This window comes from Paenibacillus shunpengii (assembly GCF_042684905.1).
Lineage (GTDB): Bacteria > Bacillota > Bacilli > Paenibacillales > Paenibacillaceae > Paenibacillus > Paenibacillus shunpengii.
In genome coordinates this window covers 850,334-877,197 of sequence record NZ_JBHUMJ010000002.1, presented here as the reverse complement: position 1 = coordinate 877,197, position 26,864 = coordinate 850,334, and the positions used below count along the sequence as shown (strand labels likewise).

Genomic DNA, 26,864 nt, shown 5'->3' with positions numbered 1-26,864 from the left:
TAGGGTCAAGTCCTAATGTATTATGAGAACCACACACCATCTTGACACCTCATCGTAGAAGCTTCCTTTTAAAAATAAACACCCGTACTAATCGCTCAACATGCTGTTGTTATATAAAAATATAGACCTCTTATCAATGGCAAGTATAAGATTATCACTAACCTAACCTTTGGCTTAATATAAAAAGGAACAGCTACCAACTGGCAACTGCTCCTGACTGTTTTAACTAACGTTTGCCATTAGATGAACTAAGGCATCCATCCTTTTCGCCAGCTGCCTTCGTGAAATCTATCTCATAGATAAATCTTTTCAGTATTGAAATTCCTCTTTCAATAACCCCAGCACAACAGTATCATAGTACTTTCCATCAACAAAAGAATGGTTCCGCATCCTTCCCTCGACAACAAAACCGCATTTTTCATAGGAACGAATAGCTCGCTCGTTTCCACTCCAAGTATCAAGCTGCACACGGTTTAAGTTCATCGTTTGAAATAAATAATGGATCAGTGTCTTAAGAGCATCAGATCCAAATCCTTTGCTCCAATACTCTTTGTCACCAATCCCCATACCAATCGTGCACCGCCGTGCAACAATATTCATTTCACGGTAGACAATGAAACCAATATGCTTTGGATTTTCCTCCTGCGTATAAATGGAAAATTCACCTTTTTCCCGTCGATCAAGTGTTCTAATTTCCTTTTCATACGTGGACTCGATCTGGTCCAATGTAACATGACTATATCGGAATAAGTCTGTGCCTGCACTCATTTTCGCAAACTCTTCGTCGTTCCGCCATTCGAACGTCCTTTTAAAATCCTCTATCGAAACAGGGCGTAGCTGGACTTTTCTTCCCGTAATCAAGAGTGTGATCATCCTTCCATTTGTTCTTTTCAATTCTTGTAGCAAAATCAATAAAATGATTACTTAACGATTATAGCAAAAGTTGGTGAGAGTTCCATTATAACTAAACCTGCTCGTTCGATATAAATGAAAAAGAGCAGCAGCGTTCAGGAGAAGAATTGGTAAATGTAAACAAAAAAGCCGCTAAATTAGCGACTTTCAATAGGATTATGTCTTAATCCTCCGGACATACTTTTCATACCATTTCTTCTACCCTAACAGCTTGCTGTATCCCATTGATTGAACGAATACTTCTTGTGTCAGAACCCAGCCCCATCTCGCCTTCTTTCAATGTGTCCGTTAGAGGGTAAGACAATCCGGCCAAGAGATAGGGCTTATCCAATATTTTAGCTTTTAAACGATGTAGCCCCGAGTATAAACGGCTTTTTACTGTACTAGGTGTAAGATCCAGGAGCTCTGCAATATCTTTAAGCTTCATATCTTCATAGAAACGAAGCATAACGACCTGCTGCTGTGTATAGGTAAGCTCATAGAGCAATATCCGCATTTCATTTGATGTCTCCCACTGAAGAAACTGTTCCTCTGCATTCACATGGGGGTCGACCTGTTCAGGCAGTTGCTCTCTTACTAGTGCCTCAAGTACGGCAGATTCGCTTACCCAGTAATCACGGCATTGATTTATCAGCACACGGTAAAGCCAAGCTTTTACATGCTTGAGCTCCCCTTTATCGCGTAAATGCCTGATCAGCTTGATGAAGGTTTCCTGGACCGCATCCTTGGCTCTTTCTCGATCTCTTAGCAGCCTAAAGGCATATTGAAGAAGAGGTCCATGAAACCGGACAACCATCACTTCAAAAGCCTCCTGATCTCCTTCGCTTATTTTCCGTGCCAATTGTTCGTCGGTCACCATGCCATTCTCTCCTTCTCCTTCAAAGTCCTCTGGCGATGAAGCGTATTTCATTCCAAAAGAAATATCAGAAAAAAACCGGAAACAGCAATAACTGCTCCCGGTTCCTTGATTCTAGATGAACTAATTTTTGATCTCGAGCGTGTGGGTAAACTTATGAGACTGGCCGTTTGCATCCTTGATGATGATCGACCCACCTTGCTGGGTATACTCTTCCACGGTCAGCTTTTGTGGTTTGCCATCCACATTCACTGTCAGCTCATATTGTACGCTATCCACTTTCTCATCGAGAGAAAAACAGATACAGGTACTCGTCTATACCGAGCACAGTTGCAAACATGATACATACGGCTATAACAGCCATTGCAATACATGCGTACAACAGACTATTAAAAAATCGCATCGTTAGCTCCTTTAAATCTTCTTACTTTGAATATAAAAAAACAGCCAGGTCCCTCATGGAAGTGGCTGTTCATATCGTTGAAGTATATTATATTAACAAATTAAGAGCTTATATTTGCTGCTCGGTTAGCCTGACTTGCATGAATCTTCTTCATTGCAAATCTTGCGATGGGCTGTGCGACAAGCAGTTCAATCCAAAAGGCAACACCAAAATTTCGAAACCATGTCGGAAAGAAGTTGTGGAAAGCTTCTAGAGATATTTGTCTCATCCCCACCCAGGTACCGATAATCGTTAACAGAACCGATAGAACCGTCACGTTCATTACAATGTTCAATAACACTCTGGCGTTAAAACCATCTGTTTGACCCACAAATTTGGGTAATACCTTGCGAACCAAAGGTCCTGCCACCAGCTTCACTAACAGAATAACGATAACCCACATGAACGGGATGACCTTCAATGTTTCTAAGTAATTGGCTACGCTAAAGCCTCGTTCCAACCCCAATATGATGGGCCCAATGGTGTTTACCGAAATAATGGACACGATCAACATAAAAATAATGCCTTCTCTAGCATTTTGCGGAAGTCTGTCTTCCTTGAACAAAATAATCCCCTCCGAAATTAAAATTAAAATTTCAGATGGTAGACGTATCTTGCGACATATATTTTTGGCGATCAAATAGTGCCAATATCTCTACACACCCTGAATCAATTTCATATCGCGTTATAACGAACGAAATTGGTTCAACAACTGAACAATTATAACATTTTACCTTAAGTTTAGGTAAGAGCGAATTTTGAATAACTCTTAATAATGATTCATTTCTCTTCCCACTCTGCTACACTGAGCTTAGAACTAGAACTCAAAATCTTGAAGAAGGTGCCTCCATGCAGCTCGAATTTGCTTATCTCCCCCCGACCTATTATGCTAATCTGCCTAATCCAGGTGGATATTTTCCGTTCACTTTTAATCAGGAGCATGTTCCATATGTTATGGATTTCATAAGTACGAACTCAGTCTGGTTCAATGAATCCAGTGCTCCGCTATTATTGGAGTGGATGCACAATCTGAATGCTTATCCGATCTGCTTCTGTCTGAATGTCTCACGTGTTTGGCAGGAGGATATTACTCAGCTATGCACGCAGCGTTCGATAGAACACGTGGTGCTTAATAAATGGTTTTCTTTATTACATGTTACAACCACGGTACAGCTTGCCAGTGCCCTGCCGCTACTTCTAAATATGGCAAGCTGTAATGAACTGGTGATCTGGTCTATTGGCACTAGCGAGCCTCCCTTTACCATTGAACCAATATTAGTGGCAAATCATGGCGGTAGTCAGACCCAGCATATGGTTGTCATTGACATGACGAAAGCCAAAACGATTTTCTGGCCGGGATACGATGGTGCTTTTATCTCTGTTCTATCGAATGAACCGCGTTTCACTAATATATCGAAGGTCAAAGCGACCTTTCCTCCAGGTGTTGAACTGATCGAGATTGAATTGTCATCTTAGCTGAAGTACCGGGATAACAATCACAGCACCCTTTGCGATGCAGCAGTGCCTCTATTTGAGCAGTGTGATGTCTATTATGCCAAACGAATCTTTGCAGTGCCGTATCAAGTGTGATCTTCCCCAGCACTTCGGTACGGAGCATTCGGCTAAAATCCTCATCGGACAGGCTGCTTACCAGAATATAGAAACATTTATGCAGAATGGCTAGCAAGTGTTATTGACTCATCCACTTCTGCTCTCCTATAATCTTCGAGCTCAGCCCACAGGTCCTCCCTGTAAGAGCTGGCGATCGGCACATCCTCGGTCAGAGCACGTTTAAACCGAATATAGGCATTCATATCATTATCCGCCATATGATGGACGACCTGCTGAATGCTCCATCCACCTTCTCGATAAGGGGTAAGCAGCTGTTCTGTATTTAAAGGTTCAGTGAGTCTCTTAAGATGACGCGTTATATCTAGTAATCCATCCATTCCATTCATTCTTGCTTCTGCCGACAATAGCCCAACAGGTACAAATCGACCTATAGGATAACGTAGTGGATCCATGAAATCACCAACTCCCTCTCAACATGTTATATAAAAAATAACCCAGCCTTAAACCACGTGGATTACAGGCTGAGTTATTTTCTGAGAATATCCTTTATCGTTATTGTATCTGTTATTCACTGCTCATGTAGAGTTGAAACATCCTTGGTCCGTTCCATATACCACATGTAAAAATGATCTGCTGCTTGCACCGGCACATCCTGAGCCTTATGATGAAGAACAGGCTTTGCACGATTGGTGGTTTGGATGGAAGCCAGGTCAAGACGGCGCTGGAGTATGCCTTGCGTTACTTTGACTTCAGTGATCTTGGCTCTCTTGGAAATAAACAGACTTGTAGCAAATCCTCCGCTCTTAAACTGGACAAAATGCTCTCCAATGCTGTATCTGCAGTTGAGATAATCCAGTACTCTCCATAGCACGACACAGACAAGCAAGCCAGCGGATAATACCCACCAAGCTTCATTCCAGCCAAATAGATTCGGCTTAAAATAAACGAGCAGCGCTGTTGCAACGATCCAGATCCAGCTTGGCCTCACAAGACGCAGCCATAACGATGTACGAGGCAAACGCTGCATATCGAGAGATACTTCATAGGCCGGCAGCATCTTGGGGATCAAGGCGTGAACTTTACTCACTGGTAAAAAAGGATACAGGCTGTTCACCTCATGCTCCGCTTCCCCCACACTGCCTGCCGTGACCAGCTTGACCTCTGCCAGTCCGAGCAGCCTCTTGATGAAGGATTGCGAAATTTCAATTGCCTGCACCTTTTCTTTTGCAATGGAAAACGCAGTTTGCTCCATGACTCCTTTGGCAATATAGATCCGTTCCTCGTCTGAAGAAATCTCGAAATTTCCGTATTTAAGAAATGTAGTCACAATCCCAAGAATGACAGCCAGCACGATGATTCCGGCTATGACCAATGAGGTCATCCACCAAGAGGATAACACCGTGGACATTATCCCCTCGGCCTGCTCCTCGATATCGATAAATTCCTGCACATTAGAGTACAGTGTCCCCACAATGGGAATAAGGACCAGGAAGCTGAGCGATGTAAAAGAAGCCTTTAATACTTCCTTCCTGGTCGGCTTGAAATGGAGCGTGCGCTGCTGTGCTTCAGGAGCTTGTTCAGACGTAGCAGCATGGACCGTGTCGCGGATCTCCTCCGATGATTCTTGTATCTGATCTGCTGTCAATTCGATCTCGTTCTCATCATTTGGAGCGCTGTCCATTTCGTTAGATGTGTTCTTGGAATGCATAGCAGAAGCGACACGCTCTTTATTCACTTGGTCAGCGATGTACTTCTCAATGCGATCTGCTTCGGCACGAGATATCACTTGAAACTCCACAGCCGCTTCGTCCCCCGTCATCCCTGTCTCGAACCTGATGGAGGTCACCTTAAAAATTCGATGAAACAATGAAGCATGACGGTTTACATTTTGAATTTTTCTGAATGGAATCGTTCGCTTCGATTTGACGAATACCCCTTGCGCAAGATGAAAGGAGGTATCATCGAGGCGGTAACGCTCGGTGATCCAGCGCCACACAATAGTAATAAGACAACCCACGATAACCAGATAAAAAATCCATCTTCCGTATATGACCCACTTCGCTTCGGAACCCATTTGGATGACAAACAACAAAATAATAATGGAGAAAGTATTTTTGATCAGCTTCCATACCTCAAACAGAATTAGCAGTGGATGATAGCGTTTATCTTCGGTCATTCATCCACCTCTTTTATTTTGGCATAATAAGCGATTTGATCTCTCAGGTCCAGCGCAACCTGCTCAGGCAGAACTGGAATACTGTGTGAAGATCCCATCGTATCTACCGATAAAGCGTACAAATTATATTTGCGAAGCAGCGGACCCTGACGGGTAGCCACCGATTGAATCTTGGTCATGGGAATTAGCTGATGGACCTCAGTCAGCGTACCGAACTTCAGCTGGAGAAACTGCTCTGTTACATCATAGCGCCAGTGTGCGTATAGCAGCTTGGGACGGATCAAGATATCCCAGACTGCATAGAGCACCGAGATGATCGTGAGTCCAATGAGAACCCAGCCGATCCAAGCATACCAGGAGAAATAATAGTCGAGAAATAACAACACTCCGAGTACTACAAACCCGATTACATTACTGATTACTGCACTAATCCACCATATTTTGACCGCATTGTCTGCTAATCGCTGCTGCGGCTCTTTCGTTTGCGAGTACAATGTACCACCTCTTATTCCGACCACCCTTATGTCTTGGTCTTCGTTTCGTCTGAATGATCATCTAATGACAATTTTTCATATATTCCTTCATCTAATGTAACAGGAGAATACTCATTTGAAAATAATAGCTACCTCATTAATTGGTATGACTTGTTTCTACATGCTCTTCTTTGAGCCATTCATTTTTGAACTGTTCCAGCAACTCACCAAACAAAGAATTAATCGTAGAATGAAACGAATTCACATTCATATACTCACCCCTATCAGAGCTTGAGTCATCAGAGCAAACACTCTCAACCCTTAACAAGTGCTCTTCCTGTCATAATGGCATAAGCATAGTCGTTACGCCCGTTCTGGTTGGCAATGTCAGCCGCACGTTCCCAGTCATAGGCGATTTGGAGATGTGCAATATCCCAAGAACCTCGATCGTTTCGCGTTAGTATGACATACTTGGCGTGAGGACTACCCGATTCCATTACATGTGGAACAGGCAGGTCATCTTCATAGGCGGGCAGCCCGACACTCCCTGCGTTAATAACGATTTTATCGTCCGTAAGGAACTGAGTCCTGCTCACGTGACTATGCCCGCATATGATATATTGCTCCTGTATAGAGCGAAGCTCGTCCGAAAGCAATTCAGCACTTTTATAGACAATACCTGATTCAGTTGCCTGCTCCAATAAATAGGTACGATTAGATCCTGGCGTTCCATGGCAAAACAAGAGGTCTTCATACTTCCACGTTGACCTGAAGCTATGGATCCACCTGAGCAGCTCTGAATCCAGCAACAGTTTGACAAATTGATATGTAAGAGAATCGCTATGATCCTGCAATAATTCCTCGTCACAATTGCCCATGATATGAATCATCTGGTCGTGATCCATCAAGCGCTGAGCAGTTCCTATTGGATCGATTGGTCCGAACAACGAATCTCCCAGATTCACTGTAATATCTATATCTCTCGTTTCAATATCCTTCAGCACCGCATTTAAAGCATATACATTACTATGAATATCTGAAATGACTGCGATCTTGTTGTACAGCATTTTGGCTATCCCCCTGCTTTTTTCAATTCAGGATGAGATTTAATTCTTCGTGGGCTTCCCTAAGCCAAGGATGAATGACCTTGAGTGAGGATCGTCTTTCCCACAAATAATGAAGATAACAAAATGACGCGTGAGGCAGAGAAATTTCCAATGCCTCTTTCAATTGTTGCAGATATGGAGGTTCTCCGTTCTGATCCCAAGCTATCTTATCTGCTACAAACAATACCTGATCCAGCTGTGTAGAATGGGACCTCAATGTCGTATGACAGCCCACTGCCTCCAGTATTGCTAAATCATTGATTTGAAAAATACGCTCCGCCATCACCTTAGAGAGCTTCTGATGAACAATCATCGGAAAAACTTCTTCCTCGGGCAAAACATCAATACCTAGCTCTCTAGCTGCATCTATTCTTTGATCATTTGGAAAAACCGCACTGATGTCATGCAGCCAGCCTGCAATCTCCGCCTGTTCTTGATCAGCTCCAACTATTCCTGCTACTCGGCGTGACTCTGCTCCAACTTCCATACAATGCTCTGCTGTCTTTGGACAATGATTGGAGAGCAGGAATTGATAGACATCTGACTTTAAATCTCCTGTCGCCGTCATATTTGAGGTAAGCTTCTCTAAAATAGAACTCAACACTCATGCCTCCTCGCTACTTCTTCCTTTTATATTTGTGCTTTAGTGATCTAATCACCAGCAGCACGCTATAGATTGCAGCAACATTAATTATGAATGGCAGTATATCAATTGAGGCATTGTCGAGAATCCAAGAACCATTATTAGGTGCGTGATCATACCGTGTTATATACTTGAACGGAACTCCAAATTCTGTGCTTTGGTTACCGTCAAATACCTGTCTTCCTGGTATGAATAAGACCAATAACACGGTCAGCCAAGCGGATAGATTCAATAATCGGAAATGGATATACATCGCAGAACACTCACCATCCTTACAGAGATTACTTTTCAAGACATCTTCTCAATGAACGGGTAACACCTGCTCGGTTGTGATTTTAAAATTTTGAATATCGAGGTCCTCATCAATGATTTGTTGCTTAGACATCCCATCCGTATTTAGATTAAAAAGACCTTCAATATACACAGAAGCTTCAGACTCTATCGTTTGGTTCAGCTCAATCCGGATGTCTTGACCTTCCAATCGCTCCATTGCTGCTTTCGACAGAACGGGTTCAATAGATGAATCAGGGGCTCCTCGCTCAAGTTCCATAGTGTAAAATTGTAGGAAACGATGGTGCCATTAGCTCCCCCGCCGAACGCAACCATAAGAGATCTGACTTCAAGACCTTCTTGCTCTTGTTCACCCACCAAAGAACAGCCTGAAATAATTACACCAAAGAGTAACAAAATTAATGTGAAAGTTATTCCTCTCTGTCTCATTTATCCTCCTTGCTTTTCAAGTGGATTCTTCGCTGTTCTTCCAGCTTTAATTTGATCTGATCGATGTACGAATCAAGCACATGGATCTGGTGACAGGCACATATAGTACGGTGAGTAAGTCTCCGTTTCCCCTAAGCTTCTCACTGCTGGAATGTACTAGCCTTTCCATATCCGCCTGCCTCCTACATTACTTCATCTCTCGGTCATGAATGACGCCGAACATGCCGGTCATGCCCTGATGCACATTAAATCCATATTTCTGATAAAAGCTTTCTTTGCCATGAGCGGAAAATAGCCCGACAAATGCCTTCTCAGCCGCATGCTCACTTAAATATTGCTGGATCGCCCTCATGATCAGCTCTCCCAGCCCCCTACTCTGATGCTCCGGCTTCACGACAATATCCTGGACGTAGAAATACATGATGCCATCGCCCACGACTCTTCCCATGCCGACAGCCTCTCCATTATATTCTATAACAACGCCATAGCAGGAATGCTGCAGTGATTGTTCAGCTGCATCAAAATTCATGACCTCTTGCCAGCCGACTGAACTGCATAAATCAATATATTCCTTCACATTCGGCATTCTGTGAATCGTTTGATATTTATGTTCGGACATTGTCGTTCGATCTCCTATTCATTGTCTTGTTGTCTGATCACTCGTCTTAATTTGGATCTCTGTAAAGAATAGCTCTCACTGCAAATCTTGGCAAGATCAGCTGCCTTCTCCACCTTGAAGGCTGATTTATAAGTCTGTACATCCACTCCAGATTCATCCTCTGCCAGATGCGGGGTGCTCTTTTTACTCTTCCAGCTATAATATCAAGCGTGCCACCAACACCGATAGCGATTCGTGCATTCAGTTGGTCCCTGTGCTTATGTATCCACTCTTCCGCATAAGGCGCGCCGAGTGCAACGACAAGGATATCCGGATTCGCTGAACTGATCTCCTCAATAATTCTGCCTTCCTCGGAAGCATCAAAGAAACCATGATGCCTCCCCTTTATGATGGCACCAGGGTAGGATGTTCGTATATTCGCTTCCGCAGCATGGCTCGTCTCCTCATCCGCTCCTAGCAGATAGAAAGACCAATTCTTCTGATGCCCGGCGGCAAGAAGATGATAGAGAAGATCACAACCCGTTACCCGCTCAGGAAGGGGATCTCTTTTGACCCTTGAGACCATCACAATTCCTGCACCATCGGCGGTAAGCAGCCCGGCACGATCTACAATCTGACGAAGCGCAGCATTATGCTGACAGGACATCGCGATCTCCGGGTTCAAGGTAACTACATGATACAGCTCTTCTTGCCTTTTCTCTATGACCTCACTCAAGATTTGGACCGTCTCTGTCATCGTGAGCTTTGGAACTGGAATGCCCATAATTTTCGAATAGTTCTCCATGATGATAACCTCGCTTCTATACTTTATGTCCTTCGTTCGATGCATTATTTAATCCTAACGCGTTCTCATACTAACGATATTGTTTATTCCAATGGGTATCTGTATAGCCGCGATGAATATTCCACTCTGCCAGCAATGCTCTTTGACGCTCTTCTAAATCTGGATACGGTGCGGCGTTGAACTCAATCTGATTAAACAAATTATCATATACTGGGAGTGGACTGCCCGCATTTTTAAATCTTCTGAACGCACCAATCTCTTCATCATTGGCTGCCCACACCACTTTTCGAATCAACGACAGCACGATTGTACCTGTACACATCGGACAAGGCTCACAAGTAGTGTATAACGTCAGACCATTGTTGGGTATGAATTTACGGGTTGCTGGGTTTACGATAACCTGTCCTGCTTGTCTAATTGCGTCCACTTCAGCATGAGCTGTTGAATCAGAATCCGAAAATACCCGATTTCTTCCCCTACTGATGACTTCACCGTTCGCATCCACAATGACTGCTCCAATGGGGAAGGTTCCTTCATCTCTTGCTTTCATCGCTTCTTCAAATGCCATCAGCAAGTATGTATAATCCTTGTCCATCACTACACTCCTCTGTTTTAAAGATCGGCTTTGCTGTGTGCTTGCATTGTTATGTAAAAAAAGACCCGGGCCTCAGATATCTTCTATCTTGGGCCGGGCCTCGGAAGTCATTACGAGCTTATGTACATAAAGCTCAGCATTCCATTATTATACAATTGTTGAATACAGCTTGGAAACCTAATCTTGATATTCCTCTATTTCTACTGATGCTTGAATCCATTTCTTAACTTATCTTGTGACATTATCAAATGAATTCTGTTGAATAAAATATCCAATCTCCACCGCATGATGAATCAGCTTATTAAAGTACGCCGCGTCTGGCTCGGCACACTGTACCCCGGTGCCTGCAAGGAACTCCATCGTTTGGGGACATGTGTACCGGAACATGGAATTCTTCGCTCCATCCCCTTCCAGCTGGGCCATCGCGAGTTCAACTCCCGCCGAATCCTTCGGTTCGTTCGGATTAAGCAGCCAGCCTTCGAACTCACTCAAGTCCATTAACGTGATGTCATAGCCTGCAGCTGTAAAGTATTCAACCATACGCTCATATGGAATCGTAACCGGATTACATATGTGAAAGACTCTTCCTACGGTCTCATCCTGAAGCGCAAGCGCGGTAACGGCTTGTCCTGCGTAGTCGATCGGAGTCATATCCACTTCCCATCGAACCCGAGGGGCTCTTCTCAGCAGCAGCATCGCCTTCAGCATGCGATAAAAGGCGTTATTATCGATATTATTTTGGAATACCCCATTATCTGAGCGGCAGGATAAATTACCCACTCGATAAACATTCACCGGTACTCCTTCTTCACCCGCCTGTATTACCAGCTTCTCCGCTTCAAGCTTGCTATTCGTATATACATTCTCGACATATGATGTCATATAGCCGTTCCCTTGAACGATGTCGGCCCATTGCCCATTCTCAGCAAGCTCTTCCGGAATACCCAGTGTGGAAATAAAGTGGAACCGGATGCCGCTTCCTTCTTTCGCGAGAGACAGCAGGCGATTCGTGCTCTCTACATTCACATTAGCAAAATGCTTGGCATCTCCAAAGTGTCTCACATCCGCACCGCAGTGGATGATAGAATCAATCTGCTTAGCCACCAGCATTTGGTCTGCCTCACTAAGCCCCAGGTTCTCCTTCTCCAGATCTCCTTCCAATACAACAACCCGGTTCTCGATCCATTCTACAGATTCACTGCCGAAGTAGCCCTGCATAATGTGAACCAAACGTGAGTAGGGATCCATTCCCGAAGAAGAGCGAACGAGACAGTACACGATAGCATCTGAACGCTGAAGCAGCTCTGCCAGCAAATGAGAGCCTAAGTATCCGGTTGCTCCAGTTAGTAGAATGTTTTTCTGTGCAGACCTCTTTATGCTGAAGTGATCTGCAGTACCAATGACTGCCGGATGTTCTGCTAAATCCTCAACTGGACGATTTAGGATATCTATATCCCTGTCATCCTTCTCTACCGCCTGATTAAGCTCCTCAATCCGCTCAGCTAATTTTGCAATCGTTGGATACTGGAAGAAGTCATTGATTTTGAGTAGTGGATAACTTGGCTTCAGCTGAACCAGAATCTCAAGAATCTTGAGCGAGTACCCGCCAATCTCAAAGAAATCATCATGAATACTGATTCTCTCTAAGTCCAGTACCTGCTTCCAGGACGCTGCAACAGCTTGCTGGGTATCATTCTCCGGTGCTGTATATACCGAATCATTCTCATCTGCCTTAAGTTCATAGGCTGCGAGTTGTTTACGGTCAATTTTGCCAGTAGGAGATAACGGCATTTCCACTACATGCTGCATATACGTAGGAACCATATATCCCGGAACCTTCTTACTTAGATATTGCACAAGATCCTTCTTAGGTATTGCTGCCCCATCGTTCGTTGTATAAAATGCCGCTAACAATTTGTTGCCATCCTCAGTAATTGGAATGACTGCAATGTCCTTGATATTCTCGTGCTTGGCAAAACTATTTTCAATCTCACCAATTTCAATTCGGAATCCTCTGATCTTAATCTGCGAATCCCGTCTTCCTCTGTATTCAACCTGTCCATTCGGCAATAGCCGCACCAAATCACCAGAGCGATAAAATTTCTTCCCTGAACCCGGACGGATCGGATCTGAAATAAATGCTTCCTTCGTCTTCTCCGGCTGGTTCAAGTAACCTTTGGCTACACCTACAGAGCTGATTAGCAGCTCTCCTGTAACTCCGATGGGACACAGGTCATTGTTCCCGTCCACAATATACAGCTCGTAGTTGGCAAGCGGAGTCCCGATCACAATCGTGGAGACATCCTCCGGCACGGGGTAGTCTACCTTATGTCCGGTTGCAACAACGGTAATTTCGGTAGGACCATAGAGATTTGTCACCGGAATCTGCAGCTTTTTCTGGAACATCCGTACCGTCTCTCCCGTCAGGGCTTCTCCCCCGACAGTGATGCTCTTAATCTTCTCATATTTAACTGCTGCATCCTCCGGCAGATAGGCGGCAAGTCTGTTAAAGAATACGGTTGGCAAAATGGCAATTCGGGTCGCTTTTAGCTGCTCCACAGCTTCTGTAAAAGCATCGATCGAGAAACGTTCTTCATCGGACAGCAGATGCAGTCTGGCACCGCTCCCGATCGAACCGAAGATATCATACACGGAAGCATCGAAACTGAAGGTAGAGTATTGCAGAATCACATCCTCTTCCGTCAAGCCAAGATCCTGCTTGGTCGCCATCGCCAAATTGACAACCCCTTTATGGGCAATCAAGGCTCCCTTCGGCTTGCCGGTCGATCCCGATGTATAAATGACGTAGGCCAGATCATCCTCGTCAATGCGGATCGCTGGCGCCGTCTCGGAATAGGAACCGTCAAGCTGATCCAAACAGACGATTTCCGGTCTATGCTCGAATCCGGCAAGCAGTGAATCCAGCTTCGGAATATAGCTGCTCTCGGTCAGGATCACCTTTGATTTCGTATCTTCGATGATATATGCATTTCTCTCCTCCGGATGGGTCGGATCAAGCGGGATATAAGCTCCTCCAGCTTTCATTACACCCAGCAGGCTTACAATCGTCTCTAAGCTTCGCTCCATAAAGAGAGACACAAATTCACCCTTGCGTATCCCCTTCTCCAAGAGCATATTTGCAATTTTGTTTGACAGCAGGTCGAGCTCCTGATAGGTAAGCTCATCCTCATTCGCGGACAAGGCGGTTCGATCTGGAAACTGCGCAGCTACTGAAGTGAACATGGACACGATGGTGGCCTGCTCCGGGAGACTCATCTTCGTGTCGTTCAGCACATCGTAGGCTCTCCAGTCTTCTTCTGTCAGAATGGGAAGACTAGAAATCGTCGTATCCATATCTCCATCTTCAAGCACACCGCTCAATAACCGCTCAAAGTGCTGCATGTATCGGCGAATGGTAGCTTGCTTGAACAGCTGCGAATCATACGAAACATGAAGGAGCCAGGTATCCGGCCCCTCCTGCACGTACCAATTCAGTCTGCTGGCTTCATGATGAAGCTTCATGCCGTATATGGTTTGATATTGAACCGTGTATCCAGCTATATTCTCCACATCCGCATGGCTCAGCTCTGATGAATCCAGTTGTACAAGCTTATCCAGCACCTGCTCATACACACGTCTGAACGAATCTGTTCTACTTATGGAGATACGCATAGGAAGAAGCTGTTCTCTTCTGTTTTGCACACCAATCAGCATATCATTGTCCTGAGTCATTCGGTGCAGGAATACCGCGTATCCGGCAAGCATCCATGCCTTCATATCATATAGTTCACTGTAACGCTTCAGCATTACGGGCTCGAGGTTCAGTACCTGCTCTGTCTGAGCTGCTGCCTGCTTGGCATAGTTCAATGACCCATCTGTATACAAATGAAATCCAGGCAAAGGCAGCTGCAGCTCGTCAGACCAATACTGCTTGGTTTGTTCTAACAACATGGTGGTATTCAACAGATATCAGCTCCCTTTTATTATTGCACTCTAAGTTTGTCTACTAATGATTCTAATTCGCTTGCAACCTCATTCATTTGTTCCGCTGAATCAAAAATCTTGGCAAAAGCAGCCTGCTGCTCTTGAGCACTACGCTCAATTTGACCGGAGACTACTGAATTCTTCTCAGCCATATCCGCAAGTGATTTGATTGAAGCCGTAATTTGCTCCGTTTCTGCGACCATCTGCTGTGTAGCGGCAGATACTTCTTGAATTTGGCTTGTGACGGAATCCGTCGAAACCAGGATACCTTTGAAGATCGAGCCGGTTTCTTTGACGATTTCAATTCCTTTGGCTACATTTTGCTCTCCATCACCAATGGCCTCTACAGCGAGAGCCGTCTCATCCTGGATGTATCCGATCAATTCTGCGATCTGATCTGCTGATTTCTTAGAGGCTTCGGACAGCTTCTTCACTTCATCCGCTACGACTGCAAATCCTCGTCCCTCTTCACCAGCTCTTGCCGCTTCAATACTAGCATTCAGAGACAACAGGTTCGTCTGTGAAGCAAGCTCTGTAATCACTTGAACGATCTGGCCAATTTCGCCGGAACGCATCTGCAGCTTCTCAATAATATCTACCGAGTTCTTAACCGAACGATTGATGGAGTTCATCTGCTCAATGACCTGATCTACATTCTGATGTCCTACCTCAGACTGCTCCTTCATCTGCAAAGAAATCTCGGACAGCTCGGACGTATTTCCGGCAATTGTGGTCACACCGGATGAGATCTCTTCGAGCGAAACAACGCTCTCTGATATCGACACACTTTGCTTCGCAACACTATTGGTCATTTCTTCAATATTTTTCGTAATATCTACCGTATTTTCGTTGTTAACTTCAACCGCACTGAACAAGAATTTGGATTGCTCCGCGGATTGCTCGGATACCTTCTTGATCGTAGTCACCAAACGACCAATGTTACTTGCTGTGGTGTTGAATTTCTCGTTGACTTGTCCAAGCTCATCATCACTCGTTCTCAGCTGTACGGTAAAGTCACCCTTACTCAATTTGTCTAGTGCTCCCATCAGCTCTTTGATCGGCTTGAAGGTCTGTCTAATGGTGATATATTGCAATGCCAGAACGACAACTAGAGTAATAAGCAGCGCAAGAAGGGTATAAGTCAGCAGCTCCTGCTTGCCCGTTGCAATCAGACTTGCATCCACATCAATTCCCATATATGCAAATACTTCGCCTGCTCCATTCACAAAGGGATACAGTACCGTAATCCATGTACCGTAATCATCGTTATAAGCAGCGGTGTAGGCAATTTCCTTGGTTTCGAGCATCTCCTTCACGCCGTCTGCATGAATTTGAGGCTGTGCGTACATGTCTCCAAGTGCCATATCTTCTGCAGCAAACATCTCAAGAACTGCCGTTGGCAGTGCAATAATCGAGGTTTGCGTACCTTCTTCCAGCTCCGGTCCAAAGATATAGCCTTGTGCTACATTCGGATGTGTCTTGGATAACTCATCAAATACAGCCGTAATTTGCTGTTGAATCGGAGATTTCGGATCCGGATTATTCTTCGCTGCTTCCGCATCTTCCACAGATACCTGGCTTCCCAGCGCCTCCATTAATTTTCCAGAATCGGATTGAAGCTGTTTGGTCAATACATTACCTTGAATAAACTGACTGCAGCCAATAACGACGGCACCTGTGATAATAATATAGAAGCTTGTGAGTATCATATTTCTAGCAACAATGCTCAGGTTTTTGAAGCTCCATTTTTTTAACTTACTCATGTCTGACAGTTCTCTCCCTACTCATCCATATGTAGTTTCTATTTCATCTTAAATTGCATGGTAAACCTTCCAGCCTTGGTCGTTGGTACCTACTTCCTCCTTTCCTTCATGGATTGCTTTTGTAAACAAAAAAATGAACCTATGGACAAAATAATGCCATGGCTCATTCAAGCAACTGGCTGACATTTCCTTCACGGAAGTAGTCCCTCTAGCTTTGCGTCACTGCTTTTCAACAGCTTTGCCACGTATTCAATTTACAAGTAGTGCTTAAGAACTATAAAATCTATATTCACTAAAAGTAAACTGGTGTTCACTTTTACTAATCGGCTTTTTTTGTTAGTTTTTTAATACTATAAGACTATTTTTTGCATAAAATCTCTATTCTTAATTTAAATATGTACCCCCTCATGACCAGTTTCTAATTGCAAGGAATTATTTCACATTTCGACAAAAAAAGCCCCTATCCCTAAATGGATGGAGCCTCGATCCCATTTTATAACCCCTAAAATCAAGAATTTGAAACGATCTATGGGTAGAGATTATTCCTTCTCATACAAATTGATCTTCCAGCCGTTATCCCAGTGAAGCAGCTTCTTATGGATATATCCAGAGTTTACATAGTACTGATTCAGCCTTTCGTTGTCTGCCATGCAGTCCAGCCTAATCTGCTTCTTTCCTTTCCTTCTTATGTAATCCTCTGCCCACAACAACAGCTCTCTGCCTACGCCTTGACCCAAATGTGATCTCTTGACGGCAAACCTATGAATATATCCTGACGATGCCGAATCGTTCAGCTGGCCCCTACCATGTCATTCACAGCAACCAAGCGACAGCGGTCTTATCCGGCTAAAAAAAAGCCCACCGTGTATTATTTCTTCGGGTGGGTAAGGCTTGCTGCAAATAACTCAATGACAGAATAAGATATGATCTGCCTGTCACGGTATGTCGTTTGAACTGTATCTTCTCTTGAGCTTAGAATACCGCCTTGCAGAACCGCGGTGTTGAAGCCTCTTTCGATGGCACCATTATATGTGAACAAGACACAGTGTTCTGCCGCAAAACCAGAAACGATGACAAGCTCTACTCCTTTGTCTTTGAGAATCGATTCCAGCTCCGTTTGCCAAAATGCATTGGAATGGACCTTGTTAACGGTGATATCTCCAGCTTCTATATGTATCTCCGGTATAAAATCATAGGCTGCATCGTCTGGATGGTCTGCACCTTCTATATCCTTGATATGAACGACGACCTGATCATTCTCGCGAAGTCGATCCGCTACGTAATTGATATACTCACAGGCATTGTGCTTATCCTGCGGTTTAACCTGGTCCTTTAGTAATAGCTCCTGCATATCCACGATCAGTAAAGCAATCTTCAAATCGTATCCCCCATTCATTTTTTTAATCCTGTAATTCACTATACTTCATCAGGGCTCATTCCGTCTTGGTAGTAAATTTCTATAACCATCTTGCCTCCTGCAGGCTAAACAATGTCTTGCTTATCTCAACTTGATCTAATGATATGCTGTATCTGCTCCACTACCTGATTCATTGTTACAATGCTTGTATCTATTAGAGTAGTTTGCATATTCTTATAACCTTGGAGTCTATCTATGCTTCGCTTAATCTCTTCCTCGGTTCGCTGATCCTGCTCCATTCTCTTCCTTAAAGCAATTTCCGAGCAAGTCAGCGTGATCGTTTCTACCTGAAACTCCAACCCACTCAGTCTGTCCAACAGTTCATCCCTGATCTCTTCCTTATGAAGAACCCAGCTTAGGATGACGTAGTCAAATGTGGAATTCGTAAGATAATTACGAAGCATATAGGTAATGTTGTCCATGACCATCTGAATGTTTTCCTCACTGAACACCCAAGGATTCATCATCCAGCACCAGTCTCCATCGAGCCAGACGGATCTGTCCAGTGATTTATGGACCTTTTTGCTTACCGTTGTTTTGCCTACACCCATCGTTCCGTTAATAATAATTAATTTTTTCATTGATCATGTGTCCTTCATTTTCGTAAATTAGCCAAGCCGCCAGGAAGCGCACATACTCCATCGATATTTTCATTTACCATTAGAATCTTGTTGTCTTGAGTAAAAACCGGCGGATGTCCGCCTCTCCCAATAGACTAGATCAAGATATCAAGCCCTTGCTACGCAGTCTTGCAATCAATTCCTTATCTTCCCTCGCCTGCTGGATCGTCTGGATAATAAAATCCGATTTCCCTTCGGTATAGGCCACACGGTCATAGGTATGCGCTGCTTGCAGCTTCTTTTTGAGCCGATCATATTCCTGCTTGACCTCTTCATGGGATTTCAGATAATCGCGAAACAGCAACTGGTTAATCCAATGCGGACCCTTGAACTTGTATACATGCAAGTGATGGGTTCCAGCTCTCCATTTTCCCTTTCGAAAAAAGAGCCGCTCTGGAAATTCAGGCTTATGTACATATTCATATCCGATCCCTGCCAAACGTTCAATCACCGCCTCATTCACAAGACTAAGCTCTTCTACCCCGGCCATCATATCAATGGTAGGCTTGGAGTCCATACCAGGAACAGCGGTGCTGCCGATATGTTCAAGGAAGACAGGAAGACCTTCGAAGCTATATCGTATTTTCTTCTGTTCATGCTCGTAGTCCTGCTTCCACTCTGCGTTGTATGAAGAAATAATGACTTGTTCCATAAATGTTTCCTTTCGTGAATACATATGTGTTCAGCTATTTTGTCTGCACAGGTATGATCTCAATACTCAACTCTCTGGCTATAATGTGAAAAATATTCATGCTGTTCATCAGCATTCGAATCTCAAATAAACCTCCTTCAGTTATATCAATTTCAGGGTATAGCAAGACATCCTTCATAATCCCCGGGTAGTTATTAAACAGCTTCACTCCGGTAAAGCATAATTGGTACTGGTGCTCAGGATATCCGACGAGGTCAAGAAGAATATCCACCTGTTGATGCTCCGTCCGTACATCTATAATTCTAGCATCATGCAAGTGAAATTCCTTATCTAATCTTCGAACCTCTGCTGGCAGCTGCTCTTGTATGGAGTTATAGTGTTCCCAGTAGCTGTCGCGAATCGTTTTCCATTTAAGGTCCCACTCCTTCTTCCATGTACCGATCTCTGCCTTCATTTCAGGGCTGTGAATATAGCAATCCATAATGCTCTCGTCATATACGTACTTTAACAAGTGAGCAGGCAAGAATTGCAGCATATGAGGGCGCAGCCATTCAAATCGGTCTCGTGACTCCTGATAGAAGTCCCTGCCTTCTGCAGCGAGCCATTGCATCTCCTCTTGGCGCTGTTCCTCCGATTCGAAGTAACTTCCCATGCAGCCTCTTACCTGCATTTCGTTGTATAAATCCACCGTAAAACATCTCATTTTTTCTACTCTCCGACCTCTCCTATAGCGGATATTGAAGAAGAATCTGCTCACTCTTCAGCCCTTCATGAAAAAGATAATTATGGTCTGCGCCAACGACACATAGTATTTTTCGTTGCGTATTCGCCTTGATCGCATTCTTTGCCCGCTGAATCATAATCTGATTCCTGACGATCCATCTAAAATTCACTGCTGCCGGATTAACTTCATACATCCATTCATATTTTTGCTTCGTTACTTGATCAAATTCTGCGGAGTTAAATGGAATATTGCCATATGACCAAGTATCCATCTGCATCTGGAACCATTCATCATCCTGCTTCTCAAGCTCAAGACGTTTCTCTTCTGGAAAAGGCAAAAAAGGATCAAAATCATTCCATACATCCAGCTCAAACCAGTCAATCGGAACGAACTCTACCCCATGCTCCTCACAATAAGGAAAGATCAGCTCCCAGTACTCACTTGCTGGTTCGCCCCAATAGCCCTGCTCATGCTTGTTATTTAAGTACTTCTGCCAACTGTCAGGATGAACTTCACCGCAGATCAGGTCAGGCTCAAAGCGATGGATCACTTCTCGATATAGATCAAGAGAACAATGATACTGCTCTCTCAGGCTCTCATTATGAATCGTTCCCAGAATTCCAACAACGGGTCTCATAAGCAATACCCCATTCATTTTAGTGTGTTATACATCTGGATATAAGGCGGTAGATAAATATCTCTCACCTGTATCAGGGAGAATGACGACTATCACCTTCCCTTTATTCTCAGGCCTCTTTGCAAGGGTTAATGCAGCAGACACTGCTGCCCCTGAGGAAATACCAACAAGAAGCCCTTCACTTCTAGCCAGCAGCCTTGAAACTTGCATCGCTTCATCATTTCTGACTGTAACAATCTCATCAATGACAGAGCGGTTAAAGTTGTCTGGAATAAATCCGGCACCGATGCCTTGTATGGAGTGCAGTCCCTTTTGGCCGCCTGACAGTACTGGAGAATCGTAAGGCTCGACAGCAACGACTTGAATGTTCTTGTTCTTATTCTTCAGAAATTCACCTACCCCGGAGATGGTACCTCCAGTACCTACACCCGCAACGAAGATATCAATGTTGCCTTCTGTATCTCTCCATATTTCTTCTGCTGTCGTTTGTTTATGTATTGCTGGATTAGCCGGGTTCTTGAATTGCTGAGGTATATAGGAGCCTGGTATTTCTGCCGCCAGTTCCTCTGCCTTCTTGATTGCTCCTGCCATTCCCTCTTGTGCCGGTGTAAGTACTAATTCAGCTCCAAGTGCAGTGAGCAGCTTACGACGCTCTACACTAAAGCTTTCCGGGAGCGTAATTATCAATTGATATCCTAGAGCAGCCGCAGCAAATGCCAATCCTACACCTGTATTGCCGCTGGTCGGTTCAATAAGAATTGAATCCTGCGTAATAACTCCGCGTTCCTCCGCATCTTTAATCATGGCATAGCCAATTCTGTCTTTTACACTTCCTGCTGGATTAAAGTACTCTAGCTTAGCATACATAGTAGATTCAATCTGTTGGACTTTTGAAAAATGACATAATTCTAAGAGAGGTGTATTTCCAATAAGTTCGGTAAGGTTTTTGGCGATACGGCTCAAGTTCATCCCTCCAGCTAGATAATACCAACCAACGAGGTTGGTTATACTAAAAATCTAACATAGATGGAAAATAAATACAAACAATACTTGAATAATGAATTAGAATCGAGCATATCTGTCCCCAGCGGAAGGAAATTTGGTATACTGAAGGACAACTATACACTAGTAGACTTACTGAAAGAGGTTGGACACATGGAAAAAGCGACATTTGCAGGCGGATGCTTCTGGTGCATGGTTACTCCATTTGAGGAGCTGCCCGGCATCCACGGTATCGTATCAGGTTACACAGGGGGTTCTGTAAAGAATCCTACATATGAACAGGTCAAGACCGGAACGACAGGTCACTATGAAGTCGTCGAAATTACTTTTGATCCAGAGCTGTTTCCATACGAGAAGCTGCTGGAGTTGTTCTGGCCTCAAATTGATCCGACCGACGAAGGCGGGCAATTCCAAGATCGCGGCAGTCAGTACAAGACGGCTGTTTTTTATCATAATGAGCATCAGCGAGAGCTTGCTCTGGCTTCCAAAAAAGAGGTTGCAGAAAGCGGGCGTTTTGATAAACCGATTGTCACCGAGATCCTGCCAGCGGCTACATTCTACCCTGCCGAAGAATATCATCAGGACTACCATAAGAAGAATCAGAAGCATTATAAGGAAGACCGGGAGAAATCAGGCCGCGATGAGTTTATTGCGGAAAATTGGAAATAGAAGATTTCTGATTGTATAAAGCTCAAAAAGAGAGCCAGACACTGTACAGCTAGGTTAACGCTTCGCTTCGCTATTAAAGGTCTTGGCTCTCTTTAACATAGTTGCTTATATCACACAAAAACATCCGCTGTCAGGTACTTGTTTTCATTAAGTATGTTTCTGACCCGCTTCAACATGTCCTTTCCTTTTAAAAGATCGCTTCCTCTGCTGAGCAGCACTCCTCTGAGTGTCGCAATCGCTTCAAACAGCTCCAGCTCTTCATCCGTATAAGCGGTTGCAGATAAACAAGCGGCTCGATACACGGCTGCATTCCGTTCTCCTGCAAATATCCGCATAACAATGACAGACCAGGCGATATCATATCTTGCATCTCCCAGCTGCCCATTGGTCCAATCGATGATCTTGTATTGACCTTCCTGCTCCAAAACATTGCCGAGATTAAAATCACCGTGAATCACACTGTGATGATTGAGATTTGCACGCTCAAGCAGCGGAATCAGCAGCCGCTTGATATCCTCATGCTGATCGATAGACGGATAAAAATAAGACATAAAATCGTATTCCGGCAATAAGTCGCCAAACTCCGTATCTACCGGCAGCTTATGTATATCGGTCAACATTTTAGCGAGCTTACGAACAACCGCTGCACCCAATCGGGTAACCGGTGCTCCATCATAAGGAGTGAGCAGAACCTGATTGCCGTTCAGATCATAACCCCAGCCAAGCGGCCTGGACACGGGCATACTATAGCTATGCAGAAGCTCAAGCAGTTTATATTGACGCCGGATATCCGGTCTGGAATCGCGATTCCATATTTTGAGCACAAGGCTGTTTTCCTCTTCATCGGGCAGGATCTGGAAGACTTCGGCTTCAAGACCCGCTTCTAACGCCGTCATCTCGGGAGAGCCGCCTGGCATAAGCAGAACATCTACCAGTTCGTTTTTTTCCTCCCAACGAATATCGAGCAGATAATGACTCATCGCAATACTCCTTTTTATCCGTGTTGTAATCTATCTAATGCATACGCTGCTGCTCCAATCGTTCCTGCTCTTCCACCAAGCTGGGCTTGTTCAATCCTGCAGGCTTCTCTCGACAGCTTCAACGCATGACGATGAACCGTTTCTCTCACCGTCCCCAGCAAACGCTCTCCTGCTGCAGACATACCTCCTCCAACAATAACAATCTCGGGATTAAATAGATTAATGACGTTAGCTAAACCGAACCCGAGAATTTCACCTGTCTCCTGCATTACTTCCCTGGCGGTCTGATCCTCCAGATCGTAAGCATCTGAGATCATCTTGGCTGTGATGTGGGTATAATCCCCCTGTACCCAATCCTGAATCATACTCTGCTGACCAGCAGCCAGCTTCTCAAGCAGCGTATTCACCATCCCGACTGCCGAAGCATATCTGCCAAGACACCCTGAGCTGCCGCATTTGCAAGGACGTCCTTCTCTATACATATTCATGTGTCCAATCTCACCTGCGCTGGAGGTCGTGCCATAGAGAACCTGTCCACCGCAGACAATCCCAGATCCAAGCCCTGTACCCAGTGTAATCAGAAAGATGTTCTGGTAGCCTGCTCCTGCCCCATGACGCCATTCTCCATATAGATTTACACGTACATCATTATCTATATAGACAGGGAAATTGAAATGCTCCTTCATACGATCCACAACCGGGATGTTTTCCCAATCTGGAAAATTCGGCGAAAAAATAGAGAACCCTGCTTGAGGATCCAGCAGCCCTGGAATTCCCATTCCCATAACCTCAATATCCTCCTGCGACAAATTTACGGAAGCGAGCAGTTTTTGCACCGTTTCTGCGATATTGGATAATACATAAGCTGGCCCTTTTGCAGCTTCCGTCGCCACGCTCAGCTCTGTTACTGTCTCAAATTGTTTCGAGTAAATCGCTGCTTTCGTATTAGTCCCGCCGAGATCAACACCGATTAAATATTTGCTCATCTGTCTGCTCCTACACTTACTTTATTATTTTTTAAGCTATAAAAAAGAGATCCCTATCCGGACCTCCTCTTCTGCATATGCTTCATTATTTTGTATAAGCCTTGAATCCAAAGTAACATAACAGAGAAACTATTGATATCCCCATTAGAAGCTCTACGTTCTCATTATAAGTGCTTGCTGGAAGGAGCTCTAATATAAAACTAAGTCCTCCGCTCCAAGTGTCGTTCAGCAAAAAAACACTCAGGATCAAGGAATACCCAAACACAAAAAGAGCTAGCTTAGACCAATACTGTCCATCTTCCGATTTGAAAATAAAAAGTAGAGATAAAATAGAACAAATAAACAATAATGCCAGCAACATGTCATCACCTGCTTCGATTAAGACTACTTGTCGATAAAATCGTTCACCTGACACAGCCATACCATGTGCACGGAGCCTGGTCCCCAATAATCCCGTACGCTAACATAAGGCTTGCCGAATTTTCGCAGCCACTTCTGCTGTGCCAGCTTATATCCGCTGTCCAGGCAAAACTGTTCGACTCCCTGTTCATTCAGTAGAGTCAGCAGCGCCTTGATCAATGCAGAGCCTATCCCCTGCCCCTGATGACTGGGGAGCACATATAAACTGCCGAGCTCACCCACATGATCCAGTGCATGCTCGGTGCACACTTTAATATCCTCTCCACAAGGCGAATACGAGATGGTGCCTACGACCATATCATCCTGCATTGCTGCGAGAAAAAGAGTATCTGCAGCATCCGATTGAAGCGCCCTTTGAAGGAGCTTTTTCTTAAGCTCAATTTCCCCGGAAAGATCCTCTTCCAGATGGGCGATGCCTTCTTTTTCAAACGTATCCGGTATGGTCTTCTCAAAAATATAATTAACCCTTTCGACATCAGCCGAACCCGCCGGTATGACCTGTACTGTGCTCAAGACATTACTCCCTTCCTCCACATTTCAGATCTGCGATTATGAATTGCACTTGGCAGTCTATCTTTTTGGCGTGGCATGTTATACCCTGCTTAATTTCTCAACCGCCTGCTCCTCATGATCCAGGAAAAAGATATGTCGGCCCTTATTGCTCTCATATATAAAGTCCTTCAGACTCTTGCTCTCATAGATTGAAAAATCCCCCACGATCGCGATATTCGTCTGGTAATTTACAAACTTCTGCATGATCTCACCGGCCAGCTTCGTCTTCAGATCAAAAAACGGCTCTGCTATCGCTGATTTATGCAGGACAATTCGGCTCGAACCTGTCTCATACTTCACCGTTGCCATAAGATCCAAGGCGGATTGAACATCTTCAATTAATACATCCATATCACGTACAATAGCAACCTCAACTCCATTGTGCTGAACAGTCGATATTTCCATCTTTATTCCTCCCGACTTCAATAGGACAAGTTGCTATGCGCTTAGAGGACCAGCAGCACGCTTATCCCCACATTCTCATTAAACACGGAATATCCATTTTCCACAACCAATCTCCTCAAGCATTTAAGCTAATCGGTTGATTAATAGACGAACCTGCGCTGTGCCCAGTAGCTGAACACAAAGATGGATACCTCCGTCAGTATCTTCGCAGCAAGCAGCGGAATGATTAATTTCTCATTGTAAAAGTACAACAGTCCATAATTCAGCAGCAGTATGAGCAGGACAAGTGCAAAGTACTTGGGAAAAGATTGATAAACTCTCTTCGTATGGCCTCCCATGAACACATATCTTCGATTCATAGAATAGTTGAATACAGAACTGCACAGCCTTGCAACGACCACTGATAATAATAGACTGCTGCTGAAATAATGAACGATGAACAATAATGCAAAATCAAGAAGTGCAGAGAGCAGCGACGAAGTGCTGAACAGCAGAATCGGATAATAGATCCGCAGCGAATCGGCAACAGGGCGAAAGTGAGAAGATTTATTTTCATCCAAATAAACCGTATCTATATATTCCTCCGTAATGGGATAGCCTGCTGTGTTCGCGGTCAGCAGCATGTTCATTTCATATTCGAATCGTTCACCAGGGAGATCTGAGAGCCAGCTCAGCATGGATAAGGGAAATCCGCGCAGTCCTGTCTGTGTATCGTATACTTTGTTTCCTGTCGTCAGTGTAAAAACAGCTCTCGTGACCGTATTGCCGAACCGGCTTCGGAGAGGTACCTTGCCGCTGAAGCGCCGGCTGCCGAGCACCATGCCGGGTACTGTCTGCTTCTGCACGGCTTCATATATCCGCTGTATATCATGCGGAAGATGCTGACCGTCACTGTCGGCCGTAATGATGGGGCCCGGGAGTCCGGCTCTCTGAATATGCGCAAAGCCTGTTTTTAATGCGCGTCCTTTACCCAGATTGGCCTCATGCGTGAGGACGGTACATCGGAGAGATTTCACCAATGCAAAAATCCTGCTGTATGCCGGCCCGCTGCCATCGTCGATAACGACAATTGGGCCCAGCTCACAGTTTAGAAGCTGAATAATTAAATCAAGCAAGCGGTCATCCGGTTCATAGGCTGGAATTAGAACGGTCATC

The 26,864-nt window shown here is 44.5% G+C and carries 30 protein-coding genes and 1 riboswitch; of the genes, 2 read left to right on the top strand and 28 right to left on the bottom strand.

The window, feature by feature from the left end; all coding sequences use genetic code 11:
* Positions 1-309: 309 nt before the first annotated feature.
* The 4 genes from ACFSVM_RS04080 to ACFSVM_RS04065 form a co-directional block, all read right to left on the bottom strand.
* Entirely contained in the window at positions 310-861 is a 552-nt protein-coding gene (locus ACFSVM_RS04080; RefSeq protein ID WP_090723539.1) for a GNAT family N-acetyltransferase, read from the bottom strand.
* A 235-nt stretch (positions 862-1,096) separates the two neighbouring features.
* Positions 1,097-1,771 carry an RNA polymerase sigma factor gene (locus ACFSVM_RS04075; protein ID WP_177178650.1) on the bottom strand — a complete coding sequence of 225 codons (675 nt, stop codon included), beginning with the start codon at positions 1,769-1,771 and terminating at the stop codon, positions 1,097-1,099.
* A 120-nt stretch (positions 1,772-1,891) separates the two neighbouring features.
* Positions 1,892-2,047, bottom strand: coding sequence for a hypothetical protein (locus tag ACFSVM_RS04070; RefSeq protein ID WP_379260606.1), 156 nt, complete (start codon positions 2,045-2,047; stop codon positions 1,892-1,894).
* A gap of 224 nt (positions 2,048-2,271) precedes the next feature.
* Positions 2,272-2,775: a hypothetical protein gene (locus tag ACFSVM_RS04065; protein WP_379260604.1), complete on the bottom strand. Its 504-nt coding sequence runs from the start codon at positions 2,773-2,775 to the stop codon at positions 2,272-2,274.
* 284 nt (positions 2,776-3,059) lie between these two features.
* Between ACFSVM_RS04065 and ACFSVM_RS04060 the strand changes: the two genes are divergently transcribed.
* Positions 3,060-3,686 carry a hypothetical protein gene (locus ACFSVM_RS04060; RefSeq protein ID WP_090723575.1) on the top strand — a complete coding sequence of 209 codons (627 nt, stop codon included), beginning with the start codon at positions 3,060-3,062 and terminating at the stop codon, positions 3,684-3,686.
* Positions 3,687-3,877: 191 nt separating this feature from the next.
* Here ACFSVM_RS04060 and ACFSVM_RS04055 read toward each other — a convergent pair whose 3' ends face one another.
* From ACFSVM_RS04055 to cysK, 19 genes are all read right to left on the bottom strand, one after another.
* Entirely contained in the window at positions 3,878-4,234 is a 357-nt protein-coding gene (locus tag ACFSVM_RS04055; RefSeq protein WP_379260602.1) for a DinB family protein, read from the bottom strand.
* Between the two features lie 116 nt (positions 4,235-4,350).
* A complete protein-coding gene (locus ACFSVM_RS04050; protein ID WP_379260600.1) occupies positions 4,351-5,958 on the bottom strand; it encodes a PH domain-containing protein in 1,608 nt (535 codons plus the stop codon).
* Positions 5,955-6,452: a PH domain-containing protein gene (locus tag ACFSVM_RS04045; RefSeq protein WP_379260598.1), complete on the bottom strand. Its 498-nt coding sequence runs from the start codon at positions 6,450-6,452 to the stop codon at positions 5,955-5,957. The genes ACFSVM_RS04050 and ACFSVM_RS04045 overlap by 4 nt, the downstream gene beginning before the upstream one ends.
* A gap of 293 nt (positions 6,453-6,745) precedes the next feature.
* Positions 6,746-7,498 (bottom strand): metallophosphoesterase family protein, encoded by a 753-nt coding sequence (locus ACFSVM_RS04040; protein WP_379260596.1) that lies wholly within the window; start codon positions 7,496-7,498, stop codon positions 6,746-6,748.
* A gap of 22 nt (positions 7,499-7,520) precedes the next feature.
* Entirely contained in the window at positions 7,521-8,138 is a 618-nt protein-coding gene (locus tag ACFSVM_RS04035; protein WP_379260594.1) for an HD domain-containing protein, read from the bottom strand.
* A gap of 492 nt (positions 8,139-8,630) precedes the next feature.
* Positions 8,631-8,900 carry a hypothetical protein gene (locus ACFSVM_RS04030; RefSeq protein ID WP_379260593.1) on the bottom strand — a complete coding sequence of 90 codons (270 nt, stop codon included), beginning with the start codon at positions 8,898-8,900 and terminating at the stop codon, positions 8,631-8,633.
* 46 nt (positions 8,901-8,946) lie between these two features.
* Entirely contained in the window at positions 8,947-9,069 is a 123-nt protein-coding gene (locus tag ACFSVM_RS04025; RefSeq protein ID WP_379260591.1) for a hypothetical protein, read from the bottom strand.
* Positions 9,070-9,087: 18 nt separating this feature from the next.
* On the bottom strand, positions 9,088-9,519 hold the full coding sequence (locus tag ACFSVM_RS04020; RefSeq protein ID WP_379260589.1) for a GNAT family N-acetyltransferase: 432 nt from the start codon (positions 9,517-9,519) through the stop codon (positions 9,088-9,090).
* Between the two features lie 46 nt (positions 9,520-9,565).
* A complete protein-coding gene (locus ACFSVM_RS04015) occupies positions 9,566-10,303 on the bottom strand; it encodes a WecB/TagA/CpsF family glycosyltransferase (RefSeq protein WP_379260587.1) in 738 nt (245 codons plus the stop codon).
* A 70-nt stretch (positions 10,304-10,373) separates the two neighbouring features.
* On the bottom strand, positions 10,374-10,898 hold the full coding sequence (locus ACFSVM_RS04010) for a nucleoside deaminase (protein WP_379260585.1): 525 nt from the start codon (positions 10,896-10,898) through the stop codon (positions 10,374-10,376).
* A 228-nt stretch (positions 10,899-11,126) separates the two neighbouring features.
* Entirely contained in the window at positions 11,127-14,861 is a 3,735-nt protein-coding gene (locus tag ACFSVM_RS04005; protein ID WP_379260583.1) for a non-ribosomal peptide synthetase family protein, read from the bottom strand.
* 20 nt (positions 14,862-14,881) lie between these two features.
* Positions 14,882-16,645, bottom strand: coding sequence for a methyl-accepting chemotaxis protein (locus ACFSVM_RS04000; RefSeq protein WP_379260581.1), 1,764 nt, complete (start codon positions 16,643-16,645; stop codon positions 14,882-14,884).
* A 167-nt stretch (positions 16,646-16,812) separates the two neighbouring features.
* A riboswitch (cyclic di-GMP riboswitch) is annotated at positions 16,813-16,898 on the bottom strand.
* Positions 16,899-17,184: 286 nt separating this feature from the next.
* On the bottom strand, positions 17,185-17,439 hold the full coding sequence (locus tag ACFSVM_RS03995) for a GNAT family N-acetyltransferase (protein ID WP_379262869.1): 255 nt from the start codon (positions 17,437-17,439) through the stop codon (positions 17,185-17,187).
* Between the two features lie 74 nt (positions 17,440-17,513).
* Positions 17,514-18,023, bottom strand: a complete 510-nt coding sequence (locus tag ACFSVM_RS03990) for a cysteine hydrolase family protein (protein WP_379260579.1) — start codon at positions 18,021-18,023, stop codon at positions 17,514-17,516.
* Between the two features lie 125 nt (positions 18,024-18,148).
* Positions 18,149-18,643 (bottom strand): AAA family ATPase, encoded by a 495-nt coding sequence (locus ACFSVM_RS03985; protein ID WP_379260577.1) that lies wholly within the window; start codon positions 18,641-18,643, stop codon positions 18,149-18,151.
* A gap of 139 nt (positions 18,644-18,782) precedes the next feature.
* Positions 18,783-19,334 carry a GrpB family protein gene (locus ACFSVM_RS03980; protein ID WP_379260575.1) on the bottom strand — a complete coding sequence of 184 codons (552 nt, stop codon included), beginning with the start codon at positions 19,332-19,334 and terminating at the stop codon, positions 18,783-18,785.
* A 34-nt stretch (positions 19,335-19,368) separates the two neighbouring features.
* Positions 19,369-20,037: a DUF4085 family protein gene (locus ACFSVM_RS03975; RefSeq protein ID WP_379260573.1), complete on the bottom strand. Its 669-nt coding sequence runs from the start codon at positions 20,035-20,037 to the stop codon at positions 19,369-19,371.
* 22 nt (positions 20,038-20,059) lie between these two features.
* On the bottom strand, positions 20,060-20,695 hold the full coding sequence (locus ACFSVM_RS03970; protein WP_379260571.1) for a hypothetical protein: 636 nt from the start codon (positions 20,693-20,695) through the stop codon (positions 20,060-20,062).
* 27 nt (positions 20,696-20,722) lie between these two features.
* The gene (gene cysK, locus ACFSVM_RS03965) at positions 20,723-21,658 is read right to left on the bottom strand and encodes a cysteine synthase A (RefSeq protein WP_379260569.1); all 936 of its coding nucleotides are present in this window, start codon (positions 21,656-21,658) and stop codon (positions 20,723-20,725) included.
* A gap of 192 nt (positions 21,659-21,850) precedes the next feature.
* On the opposite strand from cysK, the gene msrA reads away from it, so the two are divergent.
* The gene (gene msrA, locus ACFSVM_RS03960; RefSeq protein ID WP_076311845.1) at positions 21,851-22,366 is read left to right on the top strand and encodes a peptide-methionine (S)-S-oxide reductase MsrA; all 516 of its coding nucleotides are present in this window, start codon (positions 21,851-21,853) and stop codon (positions 22,364-22,366) included.
* Positions 22,367-22,476: 110 nt separating this feature from the next.
* Here msrA and ACFSVM_RS03955 read toward each other — a convergent pair whose 3' ends face one another.
* From ACFSVM_RS03955 to ACFSVM_RS03935, 5 genes are all read right to left on the bottom strand, one after another.
* Positions 22,477-23,346, bottom strand: a complete 870-nt coding sequence (locus ACFSVM_RS03955) for a phosphotransferase family protein (protein ID WP_379260567.1) — start codon at positions 23,344-23,346, stop codon at positions 22,477-22,479.
* Positions 23,347-23,360: 14 nt separating this feature from the next.
* A complete protein-coding gene (locus ACFSVM_RS03950; protein ID WP_379260565.1) occupies positions 23,361-24,332 on the bottom strand; it encodes an ROK family protein in 972 nt (323 codons plus the stop codon).
* Between the two features lie 384 nt (positions 24,333-24,716).
* Complete coding sequence (locus ACFSVM_RS03945) at positions 24,717-25,265, bottom strand: GNAT family N-acetyltransferase (RefSeq protein ID WP_076311850.1); 549 nt, start codon at positions 25,263-25,265, stop codon at positions 24,717-24,719.
* 78 nt (positions 25,266-25,343) lie between these two features.
* A complete protein-coding gene (locus ACFSVM_RS03940; RefSeq protein WP_379260562.1) occupies positions 25,344-25,709 on the bottom strand; it encodes a DUF4180 domain-containing protein in 366 nt (121 codons plus the stop codon).
* A gap of 140 nt (positions 25,710-25,849) precedes the next feature.
* Entirely contained in the window at positions 25,850-26,863 is a 1,014-nt protein-coding gene (locus ACFSVM_RS03935; protein WP_379260560.1) for a GtrA family protein, read from the bottom strand.
* Position 26,864 lies beyond the last annotated feature (1 nt).